This is a genomic window from Aurantiacibacter atlanticus, assembly GCF_001077815.2.
GTDB classification, from domain to species: Bacteria; Pseudomonadota; Alphaproteobacteria; order Sphingomonadales; family Sphingomonadaceae; genus Alteraurantiacibacter; species Alteraurantiacibacter atlanticus.
The window spans coordinates 2,214,538-2,231,357 of the sequence record NZ_CP011310.1; the positions used below are offsets into that span (position 1 = coordinate 2,214,538).

16 protein-coding genes are annotated in these 16,820 nt (G+C 59.3%); 8 read left to right on the forward strand and 8 right to left on the reverse strand.

The window, feature by feature from the left end:
* Positions 1–11 precede the first annotated feature (11 nt).
* Positions 12–194 carry a 50S ribosomal protein L32 gene (rpmF, locus tag CP97_RS10710; protein WP_048886937.1) on the reverse strand — a complete coding sequence of 61 codons (183 nt, stop codon included), beginning with the start codon at positions 192–194 and terminating at the stop codon, positions 12–14.
* Positions 195–404: 210 nt separating this feature from the next.
* Between rpmF and CP97_RS10715 the strand changes: the two genes are divergently transcribed.
* Positions 405–797 (forward strand): MAPEG family protein, encoded by a 393-nt coding sequence (locus CP97_RS10715; protein ID WP_048885935.1) that lies wholly within the window; start codon positions 405–407, stop codon positions 795–797.
* On the opposite strand, the gene CP97_RS10720 is transcribed toward CP97_RS10715, so the two are convergent.
* Positions 790–1,461: an MBL fold metallo-hydrolase gene (locus CP97_RS10720; protein WP_269465630.1), complete on the reverse strand. Its 672-nt coding sequence runs from the start codon at positions 1,459–1,461 to the stop codon at positions 790–792. The genes CP97_RS10715 and CP97_RS10720 overlap by 8 nt on opposite strands.
* A 139-nt stretch (positions 1,462–1,600) precedes the next feature.
* Positions 1,601–2,233, reverse strand: a complete 633-nt coding sequence (locus CP97_RS10725) for a S24 family peptidase (RefSeq protein ID WP_053106709.1) — start codon at positions 2,231–2,233, stop codon at positions 1,601–1,603.
* A gap of 165 nt (positions 2,234–2,398) precedes the next feature.
* Between CP97_RS10725 and CP97_RS10730 the strand changes: the two genes are divergently transcribed.
* Entirely contained in the window at positions 2,399–2,587 is a 189-nt protein-coding gene (locus tag CP97_RS10730; RefSeq protein WP_048885937.1) for a hypothetical protein, read from the forward strand.
* Entirely contained in the window at positions 2,577–2,948 is a 372-nt protein-coding gene (locus CP97_RS10735; protein ID WP_048885938.1) for a hypothetical protein, read from the forward strand. Before CP97_RS10730 ends, CP97_RS10735 begins: the two co-directional genes overlap by 11 nt.
* 109 nt (positions 2,949–3,057) lie before the next feature.
* Here the strand turns inward: CP97_RS10735 and cysS are convergent, their stop codons facing one another.
* From cysS to CP97_RS10755, 4 genes are all read right to left on the reverse strand, one after another.
* Positions 3,058–4,500 (reverse strand): cysteine--tRNA ligase, encoded by a 1,443-nt coding sequence (gene cysS, locus CP97_RS10740; RefSeq protein ID WP_048886939.1) that lies wholly within the window; start codon positions 4,498–4,500, stop codon positions 3,058–3,060.
* Between the two features lie 49 nt (positions 4,501–4,549).
* Positions 4,550–5,056, reverse strand: a complete 507-nt coding sequence (locus CP97_RS10745; protein ID WP_082863799.1) for a DUF2939 domain-containing protein — start codon at positions 5,054–5,056, stop codon at positions 4,550–4,552.
* On the reverse strand, positions 5,053–6,876 hold the full coding sequence (gene cobT, locus CP97_RS10750) for a cobaltochelatase subunit CobT (protein WP_048885940.1): 1,824 nt from the start codon (positions 6,874–6,876) through the stop codon (positions 5,053–5,055). The genes CP97_RS10745 and cobT overlap by 4 nt, the downstream gene beginning before the upstream one ends.
* 94 nt (positions 6,877–6,970) lie before the next feature.
* On the reverse strand, positions 6,971–7,666 hold the full coding sequence (locus CP97_RS10755) for a DUF4197 domain-containing protein (protein WP_048886940.1): 696 nt from the start codon (positions 7,664–7,666) through the stop codon (positions 6,971–6,973).
* A 52-nt stretch (positions 7,667–7,718) separates the two neighbouring features.
* Between CP97_RS10755 and CP97_RS10760 the strand changes: the two genes are divergently transcribed.
* The 5 genes from CP97_RS10760 (at position 7,719) to metH (ending at position 15,570) form a co-directional block, all read left to right on the forward strand.
* The gene (locus CP97_RS10760) at positions 7,719–9,890 is read left to right on the forward strand and encodes a primosomal protein N' (protein WP_048885941.1); all 2,172 of its coding nucleotides are present in this window, start codon (positions 7,719–7,721) and stop codon (positions 9,888–9,890) included.
* A gap of 75 nt (positions 9,891–9,965) precedes the next feature.
* Positions 9,966–10,943 carry an ArsR/SmtB family transcription factor gene (locus CP97_RS10765; protein WP_048885942.1) on the forward strand — a complete coding sequence of 326 codons (978 nt, stop codon included), beginning with the start codon at positions 9,966–9,968 and terminating at the stop codon, positions 10,941–10,943.
* On the forward strand, positions 10,940–11,899 hold the full coding sequence (metF, locus tag CP97_RS10770) for a methylenetetrahydrofolate reductase [NAD(P)H] (protein ID WP_048885943.1): 960 nt from the start codon (positions 10,940–10,942) through the stop codon (positions 11,897–11,899). The genes CP97_RS10765 and metF overlap by 4 nt, the downstream gene beginning before the upstream one ends.
* The gene (locus tag CP97_RS10775) at positions 11,896–12,966 is read left to right on the forward strand and encodes a homocysteine S-methyltransferase family protein (protein ID WP_048885944.1); all 1,071 of its coding nucleotides are present in this window, start codon (positions 11,896–11,898) and stop codon (positions 12,964–12,966) included. Before metF ends, CP97_RS10775 begins: the two co-directional genes overlap by 4 nt.
* Before the next feature lie 3 nt (positions 12,967–12,969).
* Positions 12,970–15,570 carry a methionine synthase gene (metH, locus tag CP97_RS10780; RefSeq protein WP_048885945.1) on the forward strand — a complete coding sequence of 867 codons (2,601 nt, stop codon included), beginning with the start codon at positions 12,970–12,972 and terminating at the stop codon, positions 15,568–15,570.
* 268 nt (positions 15,571–15,838) lie between these two features.
* On the opposite strand, the gene CP97_RS10785 is transcribed toward metH, so the two are convergent.
* A complete protein-coding gene (locus CP97_RS10785; RefSeq protein WP_048885946.1) occupies positions 15,839–16,816 on the reverse strand; it encodes a CPBP family intramembrane glutamic endopeptidase in 978 nt (325 codons plus the stop codon).
* Between the last annotated feature and the right edge of the window lie 4 nt (positions 16,817–16,820).

Sequence of the window (16,820 nt, forward strand, 5' to 3'; positions counted from 1 at the left end):
GGCCGAGGGACTTAAAGACCCTTGGGCTCAATCACCTGGCGGCCATTATAATGGCCACAAGCGTTGCACAGATTGTGCGGACGCTTCAACTCGCCACAGTTGGAACATTCGTGAAAGGCCTCGACCTTCAGCGAATCATGTCCCCGGCGATTGCCCCGGCGATGCGGTGAAACTTTTCTCTTAGGGACAGCCATTGCGGCACCTGATCCTTGAAATTCGTTCAAAAACTGTTCGGAGCCGCATTTAGGCCAAGCCAGTCCGGTGCGCAAGCGCGCCAGCCAAGGCCATCCATCAGTGCGGCGAAGGCGCGCGCTATAGCGGGTTTGTGTTGCGTTGCAAGCCTTCCCGGCCAAAGCTAGCGTGCGATTGCAAAATTTCTCCCGTCATTCCACGAAAGTTCCTGCATGATCCTTCCGGCCACCACCCTTCTCGCCATTGGCGCTGCCTTGCTCACGATCTGGCATATTGTCCGCATCGGACAAGTACGCATGTCGGAAAAGGTACTGCACGGCAGTGGCAGTTCCGAATTGCTAGCCCGGCGCATGCGGGGGCAACTCAATTTCGTGGAAAGCACGCCCTTCGTGATCGCCCTTGCTGCGCTGATCGAGCTGGCTGAACGCGGTGGCGTGTGGCTGCTGGTGATTGCCGCGCTCTTTCTTGCAGGGCGCGTGGTCCACGGCATCGGCATGGACCATGATTACCCGCACAAGGGACGACAGCTTGGCACAATTGTCACCGCACTGACGCTGCTCGTCCTCGCGGTGGCCATGTCGCTTATTGCCTTCAGTATTATCTAGCGTCCTGCGCCATGGCAGCATCCCCTACGAAGGGATTACTCTGGCGTTCTTGGCCGAATGTGCTGATGGCACCGTGGCCGGGCACGAAAGTCACCCCGTCACCAAGCGGCCAGAGCTTTTGCGTAATCGCGTCGAGCAAGTCCTGATGATTGCCCATGGGGAAATCGGTACGCCCGATACTCCCCTGAAACAGAACATCGCCGACAAAGGCAAATTGCGAGGGACGGTGGAAGAACACGACATGTCCGGGCGTGTGACCGGGGCAATGGAGCACCTCGAAGGTTGCCTCGCCCACAGTAACAGTCTCGCCTCCGTCCAGCCAGCGTGTGGGTTCAAACACTTTACATTCAATGCCAAAGCGCGGGCCGTCTTCCTCCAGCTTGCTGATCCAGAAAATATCGTCGGCATGCGGCCCCTCGATCGGAAGCCCCAGTTCTTCAGCCAGCATGCCCGCCTGACCGCAATGATCGGCATGGCCGTGGGTGAGGAGAATCTTTTCCAGCGTCACCCCAGCCTGCGCCACGGCATCCTTGAGCTTATCCAGTTCCCCGCCCGGATCGACCAGCGCCGCCTTCATCGTCTTGGTGCACCACACCAGAGAGCAATTCTGCTGATAGGGGGTGACAGGAATAATAGCGGCACGGATTGGGGCTGGCGAAGTCATATTGTGCTAATTGGCGGTGACTGCGCCGTGTTGCAAGCTCGCGCCAGCGTTATTCGAATCAGCGTCCAAGATCATGTGCCTAGCCTGCATTGACGAAAGTCAGGCGCACACACCCCCTTGCGCAGCTTTGCCGACGATCTCAGACGCGCCCGCTTTTCCAGACGACTCGCCCGATAATGCGCAATTCATCCGCGCTGACCTGTATCGGAGGATAGGCAAGATTCTGGCTGAGGAGGGAGAAACGCCCCGCCCCCTGACTCGCAACGCGCTTGACCAGAAGGCTATCATCCAGCCGGACGACATGGATACCATCGCGAAATGGCCTTTCGCGCCGATCAACCAGCACTTCATCGCCTTCACGAAGAAGCGGCTCCATCGAATCGCCGATGACGCGAATGACAGATAGCTCTGCGCCATCAAGGCCCTGTTCCAGCAACCAACGGCGCGAAAAGCGGAACGCATCAAAGGCCTGCTCCTGCGCGGGCATTGCGCCAGGTCCGGCAGACACATCAACTTCCAGGCGCGGTACATCAACGAAATCACGCTTCGGGTCCGGTGAATAGGATTTTTCCTTCGGTGCACCCAGCTCTGCTTCCTCCAGACCGAGGAAGCTCGCCAGCTTGCGCCGATCTTCTTCTTCCAGCTTACGCGGGCTGCCTTTCGTTATATACTGCTGAAGATACGTAGCATTACGCCCGATCATGCGGGAAAGCGATGCCAGGCTGCTGCCCTTCTCCCTTGCCGCACTGGCCAATCTTTCGCGTGTATCCATGGCAAACCCCATTCGTGGTGAATGATTTCTTCCTACACAATGTATTTTTCCTAGACAAGTAGGATTTGAACCGCAAATCCTGCCTCATCGAGTCGCGACACCGAATCGGTAAAACGAGGTGGTGGCGCAAAGGGTCAAAAGAGCTGCCGAAAAGGGGAACCACGCATGCTCATCCGCAAGATCGAAGTATTCCTGCGACACACACAAATGCCACCGACAAAGTTCGGCCGGCTTGCCACCAGCGATCCGCGCTTCGTGCTCGATTTGCGTAATGGCCGCACACCCCGCCCTGACACTGAAAAAAAAGTGGAACATTTCATGAACAAATACCGGGAGATGACCAATGCATATTGAAACCAACAGCCTGCAAACTTCCGCAAAACCAAAGCAGAAACGCAAATGTCGCAAGGGCGTGCGCGAAAAGCTGGCAGAAGCACTAATTGCTCTGGCCGAAGGAAAGGGGCGCGTTGCGACACATCATGAAAAAGGCTGGGCCAGCATCACCTTTGCCGGAGCGCGACATCGTGTCGAAATGGTGTTCGAGAATGCTGAGGCGGTCGAAGCTGGCGAATGTTTCATCGCCTATCTGCCCGAACATGAATTCGCGATTCCCGGCCAGTTGATCGCGGATGCAGCCGTCACCGAAGTGGACCACCGGCTGGAGCCACCGCACATGGTTGTGACCTGCGAGATCCTCGTGCTGGAAGAAGGGTAATGGATTGACCGGACGCAGGCAGGCGGCGCGCAACATGCGCCGGGAGGTTATTCCCTCTGAGTCGCAAGCCCTGCCCCACCCGTAGGTAACAAGCAGGAAACGAGCCTAGCTAACCCAACTTCCACTCCCACCCGAGCGGATCGCCATCCATCACTTCCACGCCTTTTGCGCCGAGGTCATCGCGCAGCGCATCTGACTGGGCGAAATCCTTGGCCGCGCGCGCTTCCTTGCGGCGGGCGAGCGCGTCCTCGATTTCTGCTTCAGAGATTTCGGCAGACTTGGGGCGGATGCGCAATTCCTCGCGGGTGAGGTCGAGCAGGCCGAGGCCGAGCACCGTGTCCATGTCCTCAATCACGGCGCGCTGAATGCCAGCATCCACCTTCTTCACCGCCAGAGATTCCTCCAGCGCGGTAAGCGCGATCGCGGTGTTGAGATCATCCGTCATCGCATTGGCAAACTTGTCTCGCAGGGCGGCAAACTTCGGATGATCCGGACTGGTAGGAGCCGCATCACTTAGCCGCTGCGCCAGCATAACCATACGTTTCAAGCGGGTGAGCGCTGCCTGCAGACCCTCCCAACTAAACTCCAGCTCGCTGCGGTAATGCGCTTGCAGGCACATCAGTCGATAGGCGATCGGGTGGTAGCCCTTATCTATCAGCAGTTGCAGGCGCAGAAATTCACCTGAAGACTTGCTCATCTTGCCGCTGCGCTCAACGAGGAAATTGTTGTGCATCCAGATGCGCGCGCCTGAATGTGTCGCCTCGTCGAGCGAACCGCAGCCGCAAAACGCCTGGTTCTGCGCGATTTCATTGGGGTGGTGGATTTCGCGGTGGTCAATGCCGCCAGTGTGGATATCAAAGGGGAAGCCCAACAGCTTCTCCCCCATCACCGAACATTCCAGATGCCAGCCGGGTGCGCCCCTGCCCCACGGGCTGTCCCATTCCATCTGGCGTTTCTCGCCCACTGGGGTCTTGCGCCAGATCGCGAAATCGGCGGCATTACGCTTGCCTTCCACCGTCTCGATCCGGCCTTCGCCTTCCTCGGTCACTGCGCGGGCAAGCCGTCCGTAATCCGCTACTGATGACGTATCGAAATAGAGGCCACTGTCGATTTCGTAGAGATGCCTTTCCGGCATGGCTTCCACAAATGCGATCATCTCCGCAATGTAATCGGTAGCGACCGACCATTTGGCAGGCTCGCGAATATTGAGCGCTTTGACATCGGCCCAGTAAGCCTCGGTAAAATGCCGCGCGATATCCCAGATGCTCTGCGCCTTTTCGGCAGCCGCCTTCTCCAATTTATCCTCACCCGCATCGGCATCATCGGTAAGATGGCCGACATCGGTGATGTTGATGATGTGCTTGAGAGCATGTCCCTTCCAGCTCAAGGTGCGGCCCAACACGTCGGCAAAGACATAGGCGCGCATATTGCCGATATGCGGATAATTATAGACCGTCGGCCCGCAGCTATAGACACGTGCTTCGCCCTGATGGACGGGCTGGAAAGTCTCGATCTGGCGGGTGAGCGAATTGAAGAGCTTGAGGTCGGTCATTGCGCGGCGAGGCTTAGGCGGCACTTCCGCGGCTGGCAATGGGCGGGGGTTAGAGCGCTGGCCCCGGCAATTCGAACCCTGTCAGCTTCCAGGCCAATCCATCGCGGGCGAAGATCAGTGTCGGACCCGCAGTCCCATCCTCAAACGTGCCTATCGCACGGAAACTGTCAAAGCCCTCGCGCTCCACCTCCCACGATATTTCCTGCCCGCGCAACTGCTCTGGCAGGAAGTCCGCAGCCAAGGTGCCACTTGCAACCATGCGTCCCACAGTTTCGGGCGTCAGCGCACGGTCCAAGGCTTCGCGGCCGATTCGCTCTGTCACCACATCGGGTAACCTTGCCAGCAGTCCGCCCTGCCCCGAACCCCGCCGCGCAGCTTCGGTGATCTGTTCCGAAGTCGACGCGCGCAAGGCCGGAAAATCCACCTTATCCTCCAGCGCTGCAGTGTCCTGCGCCGCTTCGGCGAGGCCATTCATGGCGAACCACGGGGATGCGAGATACCAGGCGCCGAATATGAGAGCGATGAGAGAGATCAGGACGAGGAGTTTCCTCATCATTCCCGCTCGAACAGATCCACCAGCTGCTCGATAATCGTGCCGCCTAATTGTTCGACATCCATGATCGTTACCGCGCGCTTGTAATAGCGGGTGACATCATGGCCGATGCCGATGGCGACCAGCTGGACCGGGGAGGCTTTTTCGATCCATTCGATCACGCTGCGTAAATGGCCTTCGAGATAGCCCGCATTGTTCACGCTGAGCGTTGAATCGTCCACTGGGGCGCCGTCTGAAATGACCATCATGATGCGGCGATCTTCGGACCGGGCGAGCAGGCGTTCATGCGCCCACAGCAAGGCTTCGCCGTCGATATTTTCCTTCAGCAGACCTTCGCGCATCATCAGGCCAAGGCTGCGGCGCGCGCGGCGCATGGGTTCATCCGCCTTCTTGTATATAATGTGCCGCAGATCATTGAGGCGACCGGGATTTACGGGGCGGCCATCGGCCAGCCACTTTTCACGGCTCTGCCCGCCTTTCCAGGCGCGAGTGGTAAAGCCGAGGATTTCCACCTTTACCCCGCACCTTTCCAATGTCCTTGCCAGGATATCCGCGCTGATCGCGGCGATGGAAATGGGCCTTCCGCGCATGGAACCTGAATTGTCGATCAACAGCGTTACGACGGTGTCCTTGAATTCCTGCTCCTGTTCGACCTTGTAACTGAGAGAGTGGCCAGGGCTGACCACCACGCGGGCCAGCCGGGCGGCATCAAGCAGGCCTTCTTCCTGATCGAAGCTCCAGCTGCGGTTCTGCTGCGCCATCAGCCGCCGCTGGAGGCGGTTGGCCAGCCGCGTGACCACGCCAGCCAATCCGGCCAGCTGACTATCGAGATAGGCGCGGAGGCGATCAAGTTCTTCGACGTCGCACAGGTCGGTGGCCTCCACCACCTCGTCAAATTCCTCGGTAAAGGGCTGATAATCGAAGGTTTCAGGAATGTCCTGCCACGGCGAATTGCGCCTTTGGGGCAGCATCATTTCATCGCCATCTTCTCCCGGATCGCCTTCGCCGATTTCGCCATCGGCCTCGCGCTCATCCTGCTCCTCGCCGTCACCCTCTTCGCCTTCTGTCCCTTCGGCGCGGGTTTCCGGCTGATCGCTGGAATCGCTGTCGCTATCATCCTTATCTTCGGAGGTATCGTCTTCGACGTCCTGCTCATCCCCGTCTTCGTCATCCAGACCGTCTTCGGGTTCCAGCTGGGCAGGCGCAATGTCGAGATGGCGCAGCATGTCGAGACCGAGCTTCTGGAAAGCGGATTGGTCATGCAGCGCATCGCCAAATTGCTGCAAATCTTCGTCAGCGCGGCTTTCGATAAAGTCGCGCACCATGTCCACGCCCGAGCGCGCCGCTTCGGGGATTGGCTGGCCCGTCAATTGTTCGCGCAGCAACAGACCCAGCGCTGCATCGAGCGGCACATCGTCGGCACTTTCGGCGCGGGCTATCGCGCTTCCGGCAATGCGCTGGTCCTGCATCGCTGACAGATTATCGCGCATACCGGCAAATTCCGTCTCACCGATCGCTTCATATCGAGCGCGTTCGATGGCGTCATAACAGGCTCTCGCCTCGCCATCCTGCGGGCGCTGTCGCATGTGCATAGCAGCATTGTGATGGCGCAGACGCAGCGCGAAACTGTCGGCAAATCCGCGCGCTTCGCTCGCCTCGGCAGCGCTCAGATTACGCGAAGGCATGGGCACACGCACTGTCTTGCCCGATTCGTAAGCAGCGTCGGCAGTAAAGCCGATCTCAACCTCTGGGTCATGCGCGATAGCGCGGGCAGCGCCTGTCAGCGCCAGCTTGAAACGGTCTATGGGAGATTCGTCAGCCATGCAGGGCGCTGACTAAAGCACGGCACAAAAGGCGCAAGGGGCTGTGCCGATAGCTAGCCCCTTGCGCAGCTTGCCAATTCGCCGCCATCTGCAGTCACAAAGCGCGACCAGCACCAAACACGCCAATCAGCAGAGGATCATTTGTGGCACGCGGATTGGCGCGGATTGCAGCTTCTTCAATGCCCATCTCATTCCAGATGACATTGTCGACCGTGCGCGACAGGTTTTGCGCGACACCTGCAATATCAACGCCAGTGGCCGCCGCCAGCAATTCACCGACCAGCGGTTCGTTCGCGATGCGCATGGCCTGCCCCAGTTCTGGCACCATTGCTTCAACCAGCGTCACGCCAAGTTCGTTGCGCAGGAAGCCTGTAGCCGCCGTCGGCCCGCCATTTATCAGCGCCATCGCATTCTGGATGCCGATGACCCGCACCGCATCGGTCACAATGGGTGCTGCGCGTTCTGCGCCCACGATTGCGATATCGGCAAAGGCATCTACCAACCGGTCCTTGAACAGCGATGATGTGAGAATGCCGGCAAGCACAGAACCGCGCGTGCCGATCATATTTGGCAGACCGATATCGGCCACTGCATCATCCCAATAGCCGCCCGGCACCGTCAGCCGGGCAAAGGCGCGTTCGCTGGAAAGGTAAAGCATGCGGCGCACCGCATCAGTCAGGCTGAAACCGCCGAAAGACTGGCAGGCTGGCAGCGCAAACATTGCACCTGCAGCGCCGACCCCGGCTATGAAATTGCGACGGCTGGCCGATGGGGCTGCGAATTCGGTCATAATGCGTTTCCTCTCCTTGCAGCGCGCACGACGCAGCGCCCATATAACGCACATGCCCGTAATCCGTGCCAGACTACTGATGATGAACGCCGCGCTCGGTCCGCTTGATTACAAGGTGCCTGCCGGCATGAATGTCGAATATGGGCAGATCGTCATCGCTCCGCTGGGGCCGCGCCAGGTCACCGGGATTGTGTGGGAGGAGGATCGCCTGCCTGCCAATTCCGTACCCGAAGCAAAACTGCGCCCGCTCCTCTCCGCGGTGGATGTGCCGCCTATACGAGGAGAATTGCGCAGGCTGATTGAATGGACGGCAGATTATTACATTGCACCGCTGGCGGCGGTTGCGCGCATGGTGATCGCCAGCGGCGGCGCGCTGCGCGGCCCGGCCACCATGACCGAATATCGCCTGTCAGGCGGAATGCCGGATCGCATGACCCCGCAGCGCGAACGCGCCATCGCGGCACTGGAAGGCGAGCAGGCGACAATCCGAGAATTGTCCGGTCTTGCCGACGTCAGCGAAGGCGTGCTGCGCGGCCTCGTCAACCAGGGCGCGCTAGAGCCGGTGGAAGTGGATGTTGATCGCCCCTACACCCGCGCCCGCCACGATTTCGACGAACCCGATTTGAGCGATGACCAGCGCAAGGTCTCTGCCCGGTTGGTGGAGGCTGTTGCGACGCGAAAATTCGCGCCCATCCTGCTCGACGGAGTGACCGGATCTGGCAAGACCGAAACATATTTCGAAGCCGTGGCAGAGGCCCTGAAGGACGACAGGCAAGTGCTTGTCCTGCTGCCTGAAATCGCGCTGACAGAAGCCTTCCTCAAACGCTTTGGAAACCGTTTCGGAGCGGCCCCGGTGACATGGCACTCCTCGCTCAAATCGACAGAGCGGCGCCGCGCATGGCGGGCCATCGCATCGGGGGAAGCGCAGGTTGTGGTCGGCGCACGTTCCGCCCTGTTCCTGCCCTATGCCAATCTCGGTCTTATCGTGGTCGACGAAGCGCATGAAATAAGCTTCAAGCAGGAAGACGGCGTGCGGTACAATGCGCGCGATGTAGCGGTTATGCGCGGCCATTTCGAAGCGATCCCCGTCATCCTCGCCAGCGCCACACCCGCGCTGGAAAGCCTGCATATGGCAACCAGCGGGACTTATGAGAAGCTTGATCTGCCAAGCCGATTTGGTGGCGCGCAAATGCCTGAAATCCGGCTGGTGAACCTAACAGAAGAACAGCCCGGTCGTGGAAGCTGGATCGCCGCCCCCTTGCGCCGCGCCATGTTTGAACGGCTGGAGCGGGGCGAACAATCGCTGCTGTTCCTCAACCGTCGCGGCTATGCCCCGCTGACGCTGTGCCGCAATTGCGGATTTCGCTTCCAATGCCCCAATTGCAGTGCATGGCTGGTCGAGCACCGGCTTAGCCAGCGCCTGTCATGCCATCATTGCGGGCATGAGACCGCGACACCGGAAAAATGCCCTGAATGCGGAGAGCCGGATTGCCTTGTCGCCTGCGGTCCGGGTGTGGAACGGATCGCCGATGAAGTGGCCGAAATGCTGCCCGATGCGCGCGTGGCGCTGGTCACATCCGATACCATCAACACGCCGGAAAAGGCCGCGCAATTCGTGGCCATGGCTGAGGGCGGAGCGATTGATGTCATCGTGGGCACGCAGCTTGTTACCAAGGGGTTCCACTTTCCCGAGTTGACGCTGGTAGGTGTGATTGATGCCGATCTTGGCCTCGAAGGCGGTGATTTGCGCGCTGCTGAACGCACTTATCAGCAGGTGGCGCAGGTTGCAGGGCGCGCGGGTCGCGGCGCAAAGCCGGGCGAAGTGCTGATCCAGACACGCCATCCCGATGCGCCTGTCATTGCCGCATTGGAAGCGGGCGACCGTGACGCATTTTACGATGCCGAAACAGAAGCACGCCGCCATGCAGGGGCGCCTCCTTTCGGGCGCTGGGCCGCTATCATCGTATCGGCCGAGGACGATGCCGAAGCGCGCGAGGCTGCCAACAGGATCGGTAATTCCCGCCCCAGGCTGGACGATGTGATGATCCTTGGCCCTGCCCCCGCGCCGCTCGCCTTGCTGCGCAATCGCTATCGCTATCGCCTGTTGTTAAACGCGCGCCGCAGCGCTGAATTGCAAAAGGTGATCCGCCAGTGGCTCGGCCAACTGGATCATCCCCCCGGCGTGCGCGTTGGCGTGGACATCGACCCCTATAGCTTTGTCTGAATTGCCATTCGTCTGGTTTCCAAAGAAACCGCAATAATGCTAGCAATATAACAATTGCGTTATATACTTATATTCATGCAACTCGAAGCCGCCTTTCGTGCCTTGTCCGATGTGTCACGCCTGCGCGTGATGCGGCTGGTTGCGCAGATGGAATTGTCCGTGGGCGAAATTGCGCAAGTGCTCGGCCAGAGCCAGCCGCGCGTGTCGCAGCACATCGGCCGTCTGGTCGATGCGGGCCTTGTTGAGCGGCGCAAGGAAGGCAATTCCGTTTTCCTGCGCGATGCTGCCCCATCGGAGATGGGCGAAACAATTGCCCGCTTGCTGGCATTCGGCGAAAGCGAAGACGCGCAATTTGCAGCACAGGCCAGCGCCGACCGTACACGCCTTTCCACCATCCGGGCAGCGCGTGAAAAAGAAGCCGACCACTATTTCGCCCGCCATGCCGATGAATGGGACACTTTGCGTGAAATCCACGGGCCGGAAAAGGCGAGTGAGGAAGCTCTGCTGAGGGTGCTGGCAGACAGACCACCGGGCCGTATGCTCGATATCGGCACCGGCACGGGCCGTATCGCTGAATTGCTTGCGCCCCATGCCGATCACATCGTCGCGCTCGACAAGAACCTGGATATGCTGCGCGTGGCGCGCGCCCGGCTTCAGGCCCTGGGGCCGGAAAAGGTGGAATTGCAAAAGGGCGATTTCACGGACCTGCCCTTCCCCGCCCACAGCTTTGATACCGTCTTGCTGCATCAGGTGCTGCATTTCGCGCAGGACCCCGCGCTTGCCCTGTGCGAAGCGGCGCGGGTGACCAAGCCGCTCGGCATGATCGCCGTGGTCGATCTCGCCCGTCACGAACGCGATGATCTGCGTGAGCGCCATGCCCATGCACGGCTGGGCTTTGCCGATGCCACCATGGCCAAGATGCTTCGTGCCGCCGGATTCGAACCTGCCCCGCCGGTTGAAGTGCCGGGACGCGAATTGACCGTCAAAATCTGGGCCGCAACCCGCCTCGCGCTGCCTGCCACTGCCTCTTCCAACAGAAAGGTCGCTTCATGAGCGCCCCCCTATCAGCGCCTGCAAAAATTGCCGATTGTCTTGATCCTGAGCATGAGGTGCGCACCGCCCGTGACACGCCGCTGTTTTCCGGCCTGCCGGGCGACATTGCAGTCAGTTTCGAATTCTTCCCCCCCAAGAGCGAGAAGATGGAAGAGAAATTGTGGGAAGCGGTGCAGCAGCTTGCCCCGCTCTCCCCTGAATTTGTCAGCGTCACCTATGGTGCAGGCGGTTCCACCCGCGAACGCACGCATAATACGGTAACACGTCTGATCCGCGAAGCAGGCATTCCGGCTGCTGCGCATCTTACCTGCGTCGATGCCAGCCGCGCCGAAACGCAGAAAATCGCAGAAGCCTATTGGGAAGCCGGCGTGCGCCATATCGTGGCTCTGCGCGGCGATGCGGGTGAACCGGGGGCGCCTTTCATTCCCCATGCTGATGGCTATGCCAATGCAGCAGAACTGGTGCGCGGATTGAAGGAAGTGGCCGATTTTGAAATCTCGGTTGCCGCGTATCCTGAAACCCACCCCGATGCCGATTGTCCGCAGGCCGATCTCGATAATCTGAAGCGCAAGATCGATGCAGGCGCATCACGCGGAATCAGCCAGTTTTTCTTCGCGCCCGAGACCTTTTTCAACTTCACCGAGAAATGCCGTGCAGCCGGAATTGACGCACCGATGGTTCCGGGAATCCTGCCGGTCACCAATGTCGCACAGGCGCGCAAATTCGCCGGACAATGCGGCGCGGTAATCCCGGACTGGATGGATGGCCTGTTTGAAGGGCTGGATGAACGACCCGGCGCACGCCAGCTTGTCGCTGCGACAATCGCGGCAGAGCTGTGCCGCCGCCTTTATGCAGGCGGGGTCCGCCAGTTTCACTTCTATACTCTCAACCGGGCAGAGCTGGCATATGCCATTTGCCACTTGCTGGGCCGCCGCCCGCTGGAGAAAAGCGCATGAACCATGCAATCAAGACTGGGCCGGGCGCGCGTGAACGCCTGCTGGCCGAGGCCGCGAAACGTATCCTCATATCGGATGGCGCATTCGGCACGCAGATCCAGGATCGCAAGCTCTCCGAAGCAGACTATGCTGGCAATTTGGGCCTTGGCGCGGATCAGAAAGGCAATAATGATATTCTCGCGCTGACGCGGCCAGAGGTGATCGCGGACATCACCCGCGCGTATTTGCGGGCGGGGTCGGACATTGTTTCCACCAACACATTTTCCGCCAACCGCATCAGTCAGGCAGACTACGCCGCAGAAGAGCTGGTGCGCGACATCAATATCGCCTCTGCCCATATTGCCCGCGAAGTAGCCGATGAATTTGCACAGGCCGATGGCAGGCCGCGCTTTGTGGCAGGCGCCATCGGGCCGACCAACAAGACCCTGTCGCTCAGCCCCGATGTGGAAGACCCCGGCTTTCGTGAAATCGACTTCGATTTCCTTACCCAGGTGTACCTGGAACAGGCACAGGCGCTGGTCGAAGGCGGAGCGGATTTTATCCTGATCGAGACGATTTTCGACACGCTCAACGCCAAGGCAGGCGTGATGGCTGCGCGCCGGCTGGCGGAAGAACTGGGGCAGGACGTTCCGCTCATGCTTTCCATGACACTGACCGATCTTTCAGGGCGCAATCTTTCCGGCCACACGGTCGAAGCCTTCTGGAATGCGGTGCGCCATGCGGATCCGGTGACAATCGGCCTCAATTGCAGCTTTGGCGCGGATCAATTGCGTCCGCATGTGCAGCATCTTTCCACCATCGCGGATACGCTGCTAATGGCCTATCCCAATGCGGGGCTGCCCAATGAACTGGGTGAATATGACGAACAGCCAGACACCACTGCCGGGTTGGTTGGCGAATGGGCCGATGCCGGTCAGGTAAACATCATTGGCGGTTGCTGTGGCTCTACGCCCGGACACATCGCCGCGATGGCAAAGCGCGTCAATGCTGTCGCCCCGCGCGCCATCCCCGCACGTGAGGCCAAGATGCGCCTTGCCGGACTAGAACCTTTCACGATTGCCGCCTGATCCATGAATAATCTTTCTACCGCGCGTTTCGTCAACATTGGCGAGCGCACCAATGTCACCGGCTCTGCCCGCTTCAAGAAGCTGATCATGGCGGGCGATTATCCCGCCGCCGTCGAAGTCGCCCGCCAGCAGGTTGAAAACGGCGCGCAGGTAATCGACGTGAATATGGATGAAGGCCTGCTCGATTCAGTCGAGGCCATGTCCACTTTTCTCAAGCTGATCGCAGCCGAACCCGATATTTCCCGCGTTCCGGTAATGATCGACAGTTCCAAGTGGGAAGTGATCGAAGCGGGGCTCAAATGCGTTTCGGGCAAGCCGATCGTCAATTCGATCAGCCTGAAGGAAGGGGAGGAACCATTCCTTCAGGCGGTCCGCAAATGCCGCGATTACGGTGCTGCCGCTGTGGTCATGGCCTTTGACGAAACCGGCCAGGCAGATACGGCGCAGCGCAAGGTCGATATCTGTGAACGCGCCTACAAGCTGATGGTCGCCAATGGATTTCCGGCAGAAGACATCATCTTCGATCCCAATATCTTCGCGGTCGCTACCGGCATGGAAGAACATAACCGTTACGGCCTCGATTTCATCGAGGCGCTGGGCGAGATCAAGGCACGCTGCCCCCATGCGCTGACCAGTGGCGGACTATCCAATCTCAGTTTCAGCTTTCGCGGGAATGAGCCGGTGCGCCGCGCTATTCATTCGGTATTTCTCTATCATGCCATTCCGGCTGGTCTGGACATGGCAATTGTCAATGCGGGCCAGCTCGATGTCTACGACACGATTGACCCCGCCTTGCGCGAAGCGTGCGAGGACGTGGTTCTTGCCCGCCGCCCCGATGCCACCGAAAGACTGATCGCCCTTGCCGAGAGCTTTCGCGGCACCGATGCGGTTGCGGAAAAAGCCGCCGCCGAGTGGCGCGGTCTGCCTGTCACCAAGCGGCTGGAATATGCGCTGGTGAAAGGCATCGACGCGCATATCGTCGGCGATACCGAAGAAGCGCGCCAATCCGCCGATCGCCCGATCGAGGTCATCGAAGGTCCGCTGATGGACGGCATGAACGTGGTTGGCGATCTGTTCGGCAGCGGCAAGATGTTCCTGCCGCAAGTGGTCAAATCGGCCCGCGTCATGAAGAAGGCAGTCGCCCACCTGATCCCTTTTATCGAGGCAGAAAAAGACAAGCTCGCGCCTGAAGATCGCAAGGCCAAGGGCAAGATCGTCATGGCCACTGTAAAAGGCGATGTGCACGATATCGGCAAGAATATCGTCGGCGTGGTGCTTCAGTGCAATGGCTATGAAGTGATCGATCTTGGCGTCATGGTGCCGTGGTCCAAAATCCTTGAAACTGCACGCGAAGAACAGGCGGATATTATCGGCCTTTCGGGTCTTATTACACCTTCGCTCGATGAAATGGTGACAGTGGCAGAGGAAATGAAACGCGCCGAAATGGACATTCCTCTGCTGATTGGCGGCGCAACCACCAGCCGGCTCCACACCGCGCTGCGGATTGATCCCGCTTATGATGGCCCGGTGATCCACGTGCTCGATGCCAGTCGCGCCGTGGGCGTGGCCAGCCGGCTCTTGTCAGATACCCAGCGCGATGGATTGGTGGCCGATACGTCAGCCGAATATCAGGCAATGCGGGATAAGCGGGCAAACAAGCAGGCCAGCCCGCTCCACCCTCTCGAAGATGCGCGCGCCAACGGTTTTGTTGCGGATTTCACGAAGAAGGCATCGCCGCCAGCGCAGCCGGGGCTGCACCGCTTCGATGATTGGGATCTGGCCGATCTTGTCTCGGCATTTGACTGGACGCCATTCTTCCGCAGCTGGGAACTGGCGGGCACATATCCCGCCATTCTGGAAGATGAGATTGTTGGCGAAAGCGCCCGCGCACTAAAGGCTGATGCCGATGCCATGTTGCAGCGCATCGTCGGGGAGAAGTGGCTGACTGCCAAGGGCGTATGCGCCTTCTGGCCATGCCGCAGAGAGGGCGACGATATCAGGCTGGATGACGGCACGCTTTTGCCCATGCTACGCCAGCAGGTCATCAAGAGCCGTGATCGGGCGAATTACTGCCTGGCCGATTTCATTGATCCCGAAGGTGACTTCATCGGTGGCTTTGGCGTGGCTATCCACGGTATTGAGCCGCATCTGGAACGTTTCCGCGCCGATAATGATGATTATTCCGACATCTTGCTCAAGGCCCTGGCAGACCGCTTTGCCGAAGCTTTTGCAGAACGACTGCACCAGCATGTGCGCAAGACATTGTGGGCCTACGCTCCTGATGAGGCATGCTCTATTGATGATCTTATCCACGAACATTATGACGGTATTCGCCCCGCTCCGGGCTATCCCGCCTGTCCCGACCATTCGCTGAAACCCATTCTATTTGACCTGCTCGACGCGGGCGAAAATGCAGGAATGGTGCTGACCGAAAGCAATGCCATGCTGCCTACCAGCGCGGTAAGCGGCATCTATTTCGGCCATCCGGACGCCAGCTATTTCGGCGTGGCCCGCATCGGCCGCGATCAGCTGGAAGACTATGCCGCGCGGCGCGGAATGGATCTCTCAATTGCGGAAAGGTGGCTTCGCCCTAACCTGGATTAACCTTCAGCACATTGAAATCGCCATGCCTTCCGCATCGAAGCAGTCCGCCCCGACCATCCGGGCGAACATCTTGACGCGGATGCACGTGAGGAAGAGTTTGAAGCCGAAGTAGAGAAATATGGTTGCGAGGTCGACTGACCTTTCATCTTCAAGGGTGGCGGGCGGTGCGAAGCCGTGCCGCCCTCTGCTCTACCTTCGCCAACTCTGGTGCCATGCAAAGGATTTTCTTGCCACGCCTGAACCTTGCAAAAACAGCGGCTGGACGCGATCAATAGGCGGTAATCGCCTGGCCCTTGCGGCTCCAGATCGGTTTGACGATACGGCCCGTAGTTGCTGCGCGCGTCAACATCCAGATACCCGCGCCGGTTGCAACCACCAGCGTAAATATGGTCGCCTCCAGCCCAAAACCGCCGCCTGACAGCAAAACCGGGCCCTCCATCTGCGCATTCACGATGCCGGAAAAATCATTGCCGGATATCGGCACGTCCCACAGGCCCTGCGCCACGTTCCACCCTGCATGAAGGCCCATCGCAAGCCATAAAGAGCGTGTGAGCATATAGGCCGCGCCCAGCAATATCCCCGCCTCTACCGCGATGGCGAAAGAGGAGAAGAATGTCGCATTATCATTGCCTGCGTGAAGTAAGCCGAAGAGGAGCGAACTCAGCGCCAACGCAATCCAGCTTCCGGTCAATTCTTCCAGCCAGCGCAGCACTATGCCGCGGATCAGCAGTTCCTCGAAAAAGCCTGCATAAAGACCGGTCAGGATCAGGATTTCAGGCCAGTGGGCAAAACTGCCCCAACCGGTGATGCGATAGACGCCGAAAAGTGCCGCCAGCCCCACGCAAGAACTGATCAACAATGTGCCTGCGGCAAACCCGAGCACAGTGTCGCGTAGCGCGATCGTGTCAAAGGGCAGATCGTCATGCTTCTTGGCACCCAGGCGCCGTATCGCCAATTTGTAAACGATGAGGCACAGTGCAATCAGCGATATGACACCAAGAAACAGGCCCAGCGGCCCTGTCACATTGGGATCAATGACATATTCGACCGCGAGGCTGCTCAACCACGCCACGCCGATGACCAGCACCAGCGCCACCACCATCGACACCAGCGGGAATTGCCAGATGCGTAGCCAAATCGGCCTTTTCAGTGCCCCAGTTTCCAAATGATCGTCCATCATTCCCGCCTTTCGCATGATAGGCGCGGGATGGCGCGCGCGCAGTGTTTTGGCAAGCGGTCCCGGCATTCAT

Coding starts and splice junctions, on each gene's coding strand:
- rpmF (WP_048886937.1), bottom strand. CDS start 194: ATGGCTGTCCCTAAGAGAAAAGTTTCACCGCATCGCCGGGGCAATCGC.
- CP97_RS10715 (WP_048885935.1), top strand. CDS start 405: ATGATCCTTCCGGCCACCACCCTTCTCGCCATTGGCGCTGCCTTGCTC.
- CP97_RS10720 (WP_269465630.1), bottom strand. CDS start 1,461: ATGACTTCGCCAGCCCCAATCCGTGCCGCTATTATTCCTGTCACCCCC.
- CP97_RS10725 (WP_053106709.1), bottom strand. CDS start 2,233: ATGGATACACGCGAAAGATTGGCCAGTGCGGCAAGGGAGAAGGGCAGC.
- CP97_RS10730 (WP_048885937.1), top strand. CDS start 2,399: ATGCTCATCCGCAAGATCGAAGTATTCCTGCGACACACACAAATGCCA.
- CP97_RS10735 (WP_048885938.1), top strand. CDS start 2,577: ATGCATATTGAAACCAACAGCCTGCAAACTTCCGCAAAACCAAAGCAG.
- cysS (WP_048886939.1), bottom strand. CDS start 4,500: ATGACCGACCTCAAGCTCTTCAATTCGCTCACCCGCCAGATCGAGACT.
- CP97_RS10745 (WP_082863799.1), bottom strand. CDS start 5,056: ATGATGAGGAAACTCCTCGTCCTGATCTCTCTCATCGCTCTCATATTC.
- cobT (WP_048885940.1), bottom strand. CDS start 6,876: ATGGCTGACGAATCTCCCATAGACCGTTTCAAGCTGGCGCTGACAGGC.
- CP97_RS10755 (WP_048886940.1), bottom strand. CDS start 7,666: ATGACCGAATTCGCAGCCCCATCGGCCAGCCGTCGCAATTTCATAGCC.
- CP97_RS10760 (WP_048885941.1), top strand. CDS start 7,719: ATGCCCGTAATCCGTGCCAGACTACTGATGATGAACGCCGCGCTCGGT.
- CP97_RS10765 (WP_048885942.1), top strand. CDS start 9,966: ATGCAACTCGAAGCCGCCTTTCGTGCCTTGTCCGATGTGTCACGCCTG.
- metF (WP_048885943.1), top strand. CDS start 10,940: ATGAGCGCCCCCCTATCAGCGCCTGCAAAAATTGCCGATTGTCTTGAT.
- CP97_RS10775 (WP_048885944.1), top strand. CDS start 11,896: ATGAACCATGCAATCAAGACTGGGCCGGGCGCGCGTGAACGCCTGCTG.
- metH (WP_048885945.1), top strand. CDS start 12,970: ATGAATAATCTTTCTACCGCGCGTTTCGTCAACATTGGCGAGCGCACC.
- CP97_RS10785 (WP_048885946.1), bottom strand. CDS start 16,816: ATGCCGGGACCGCTTGCCAAAACACTGCGCGCGCGCCATCCCGCGCCT.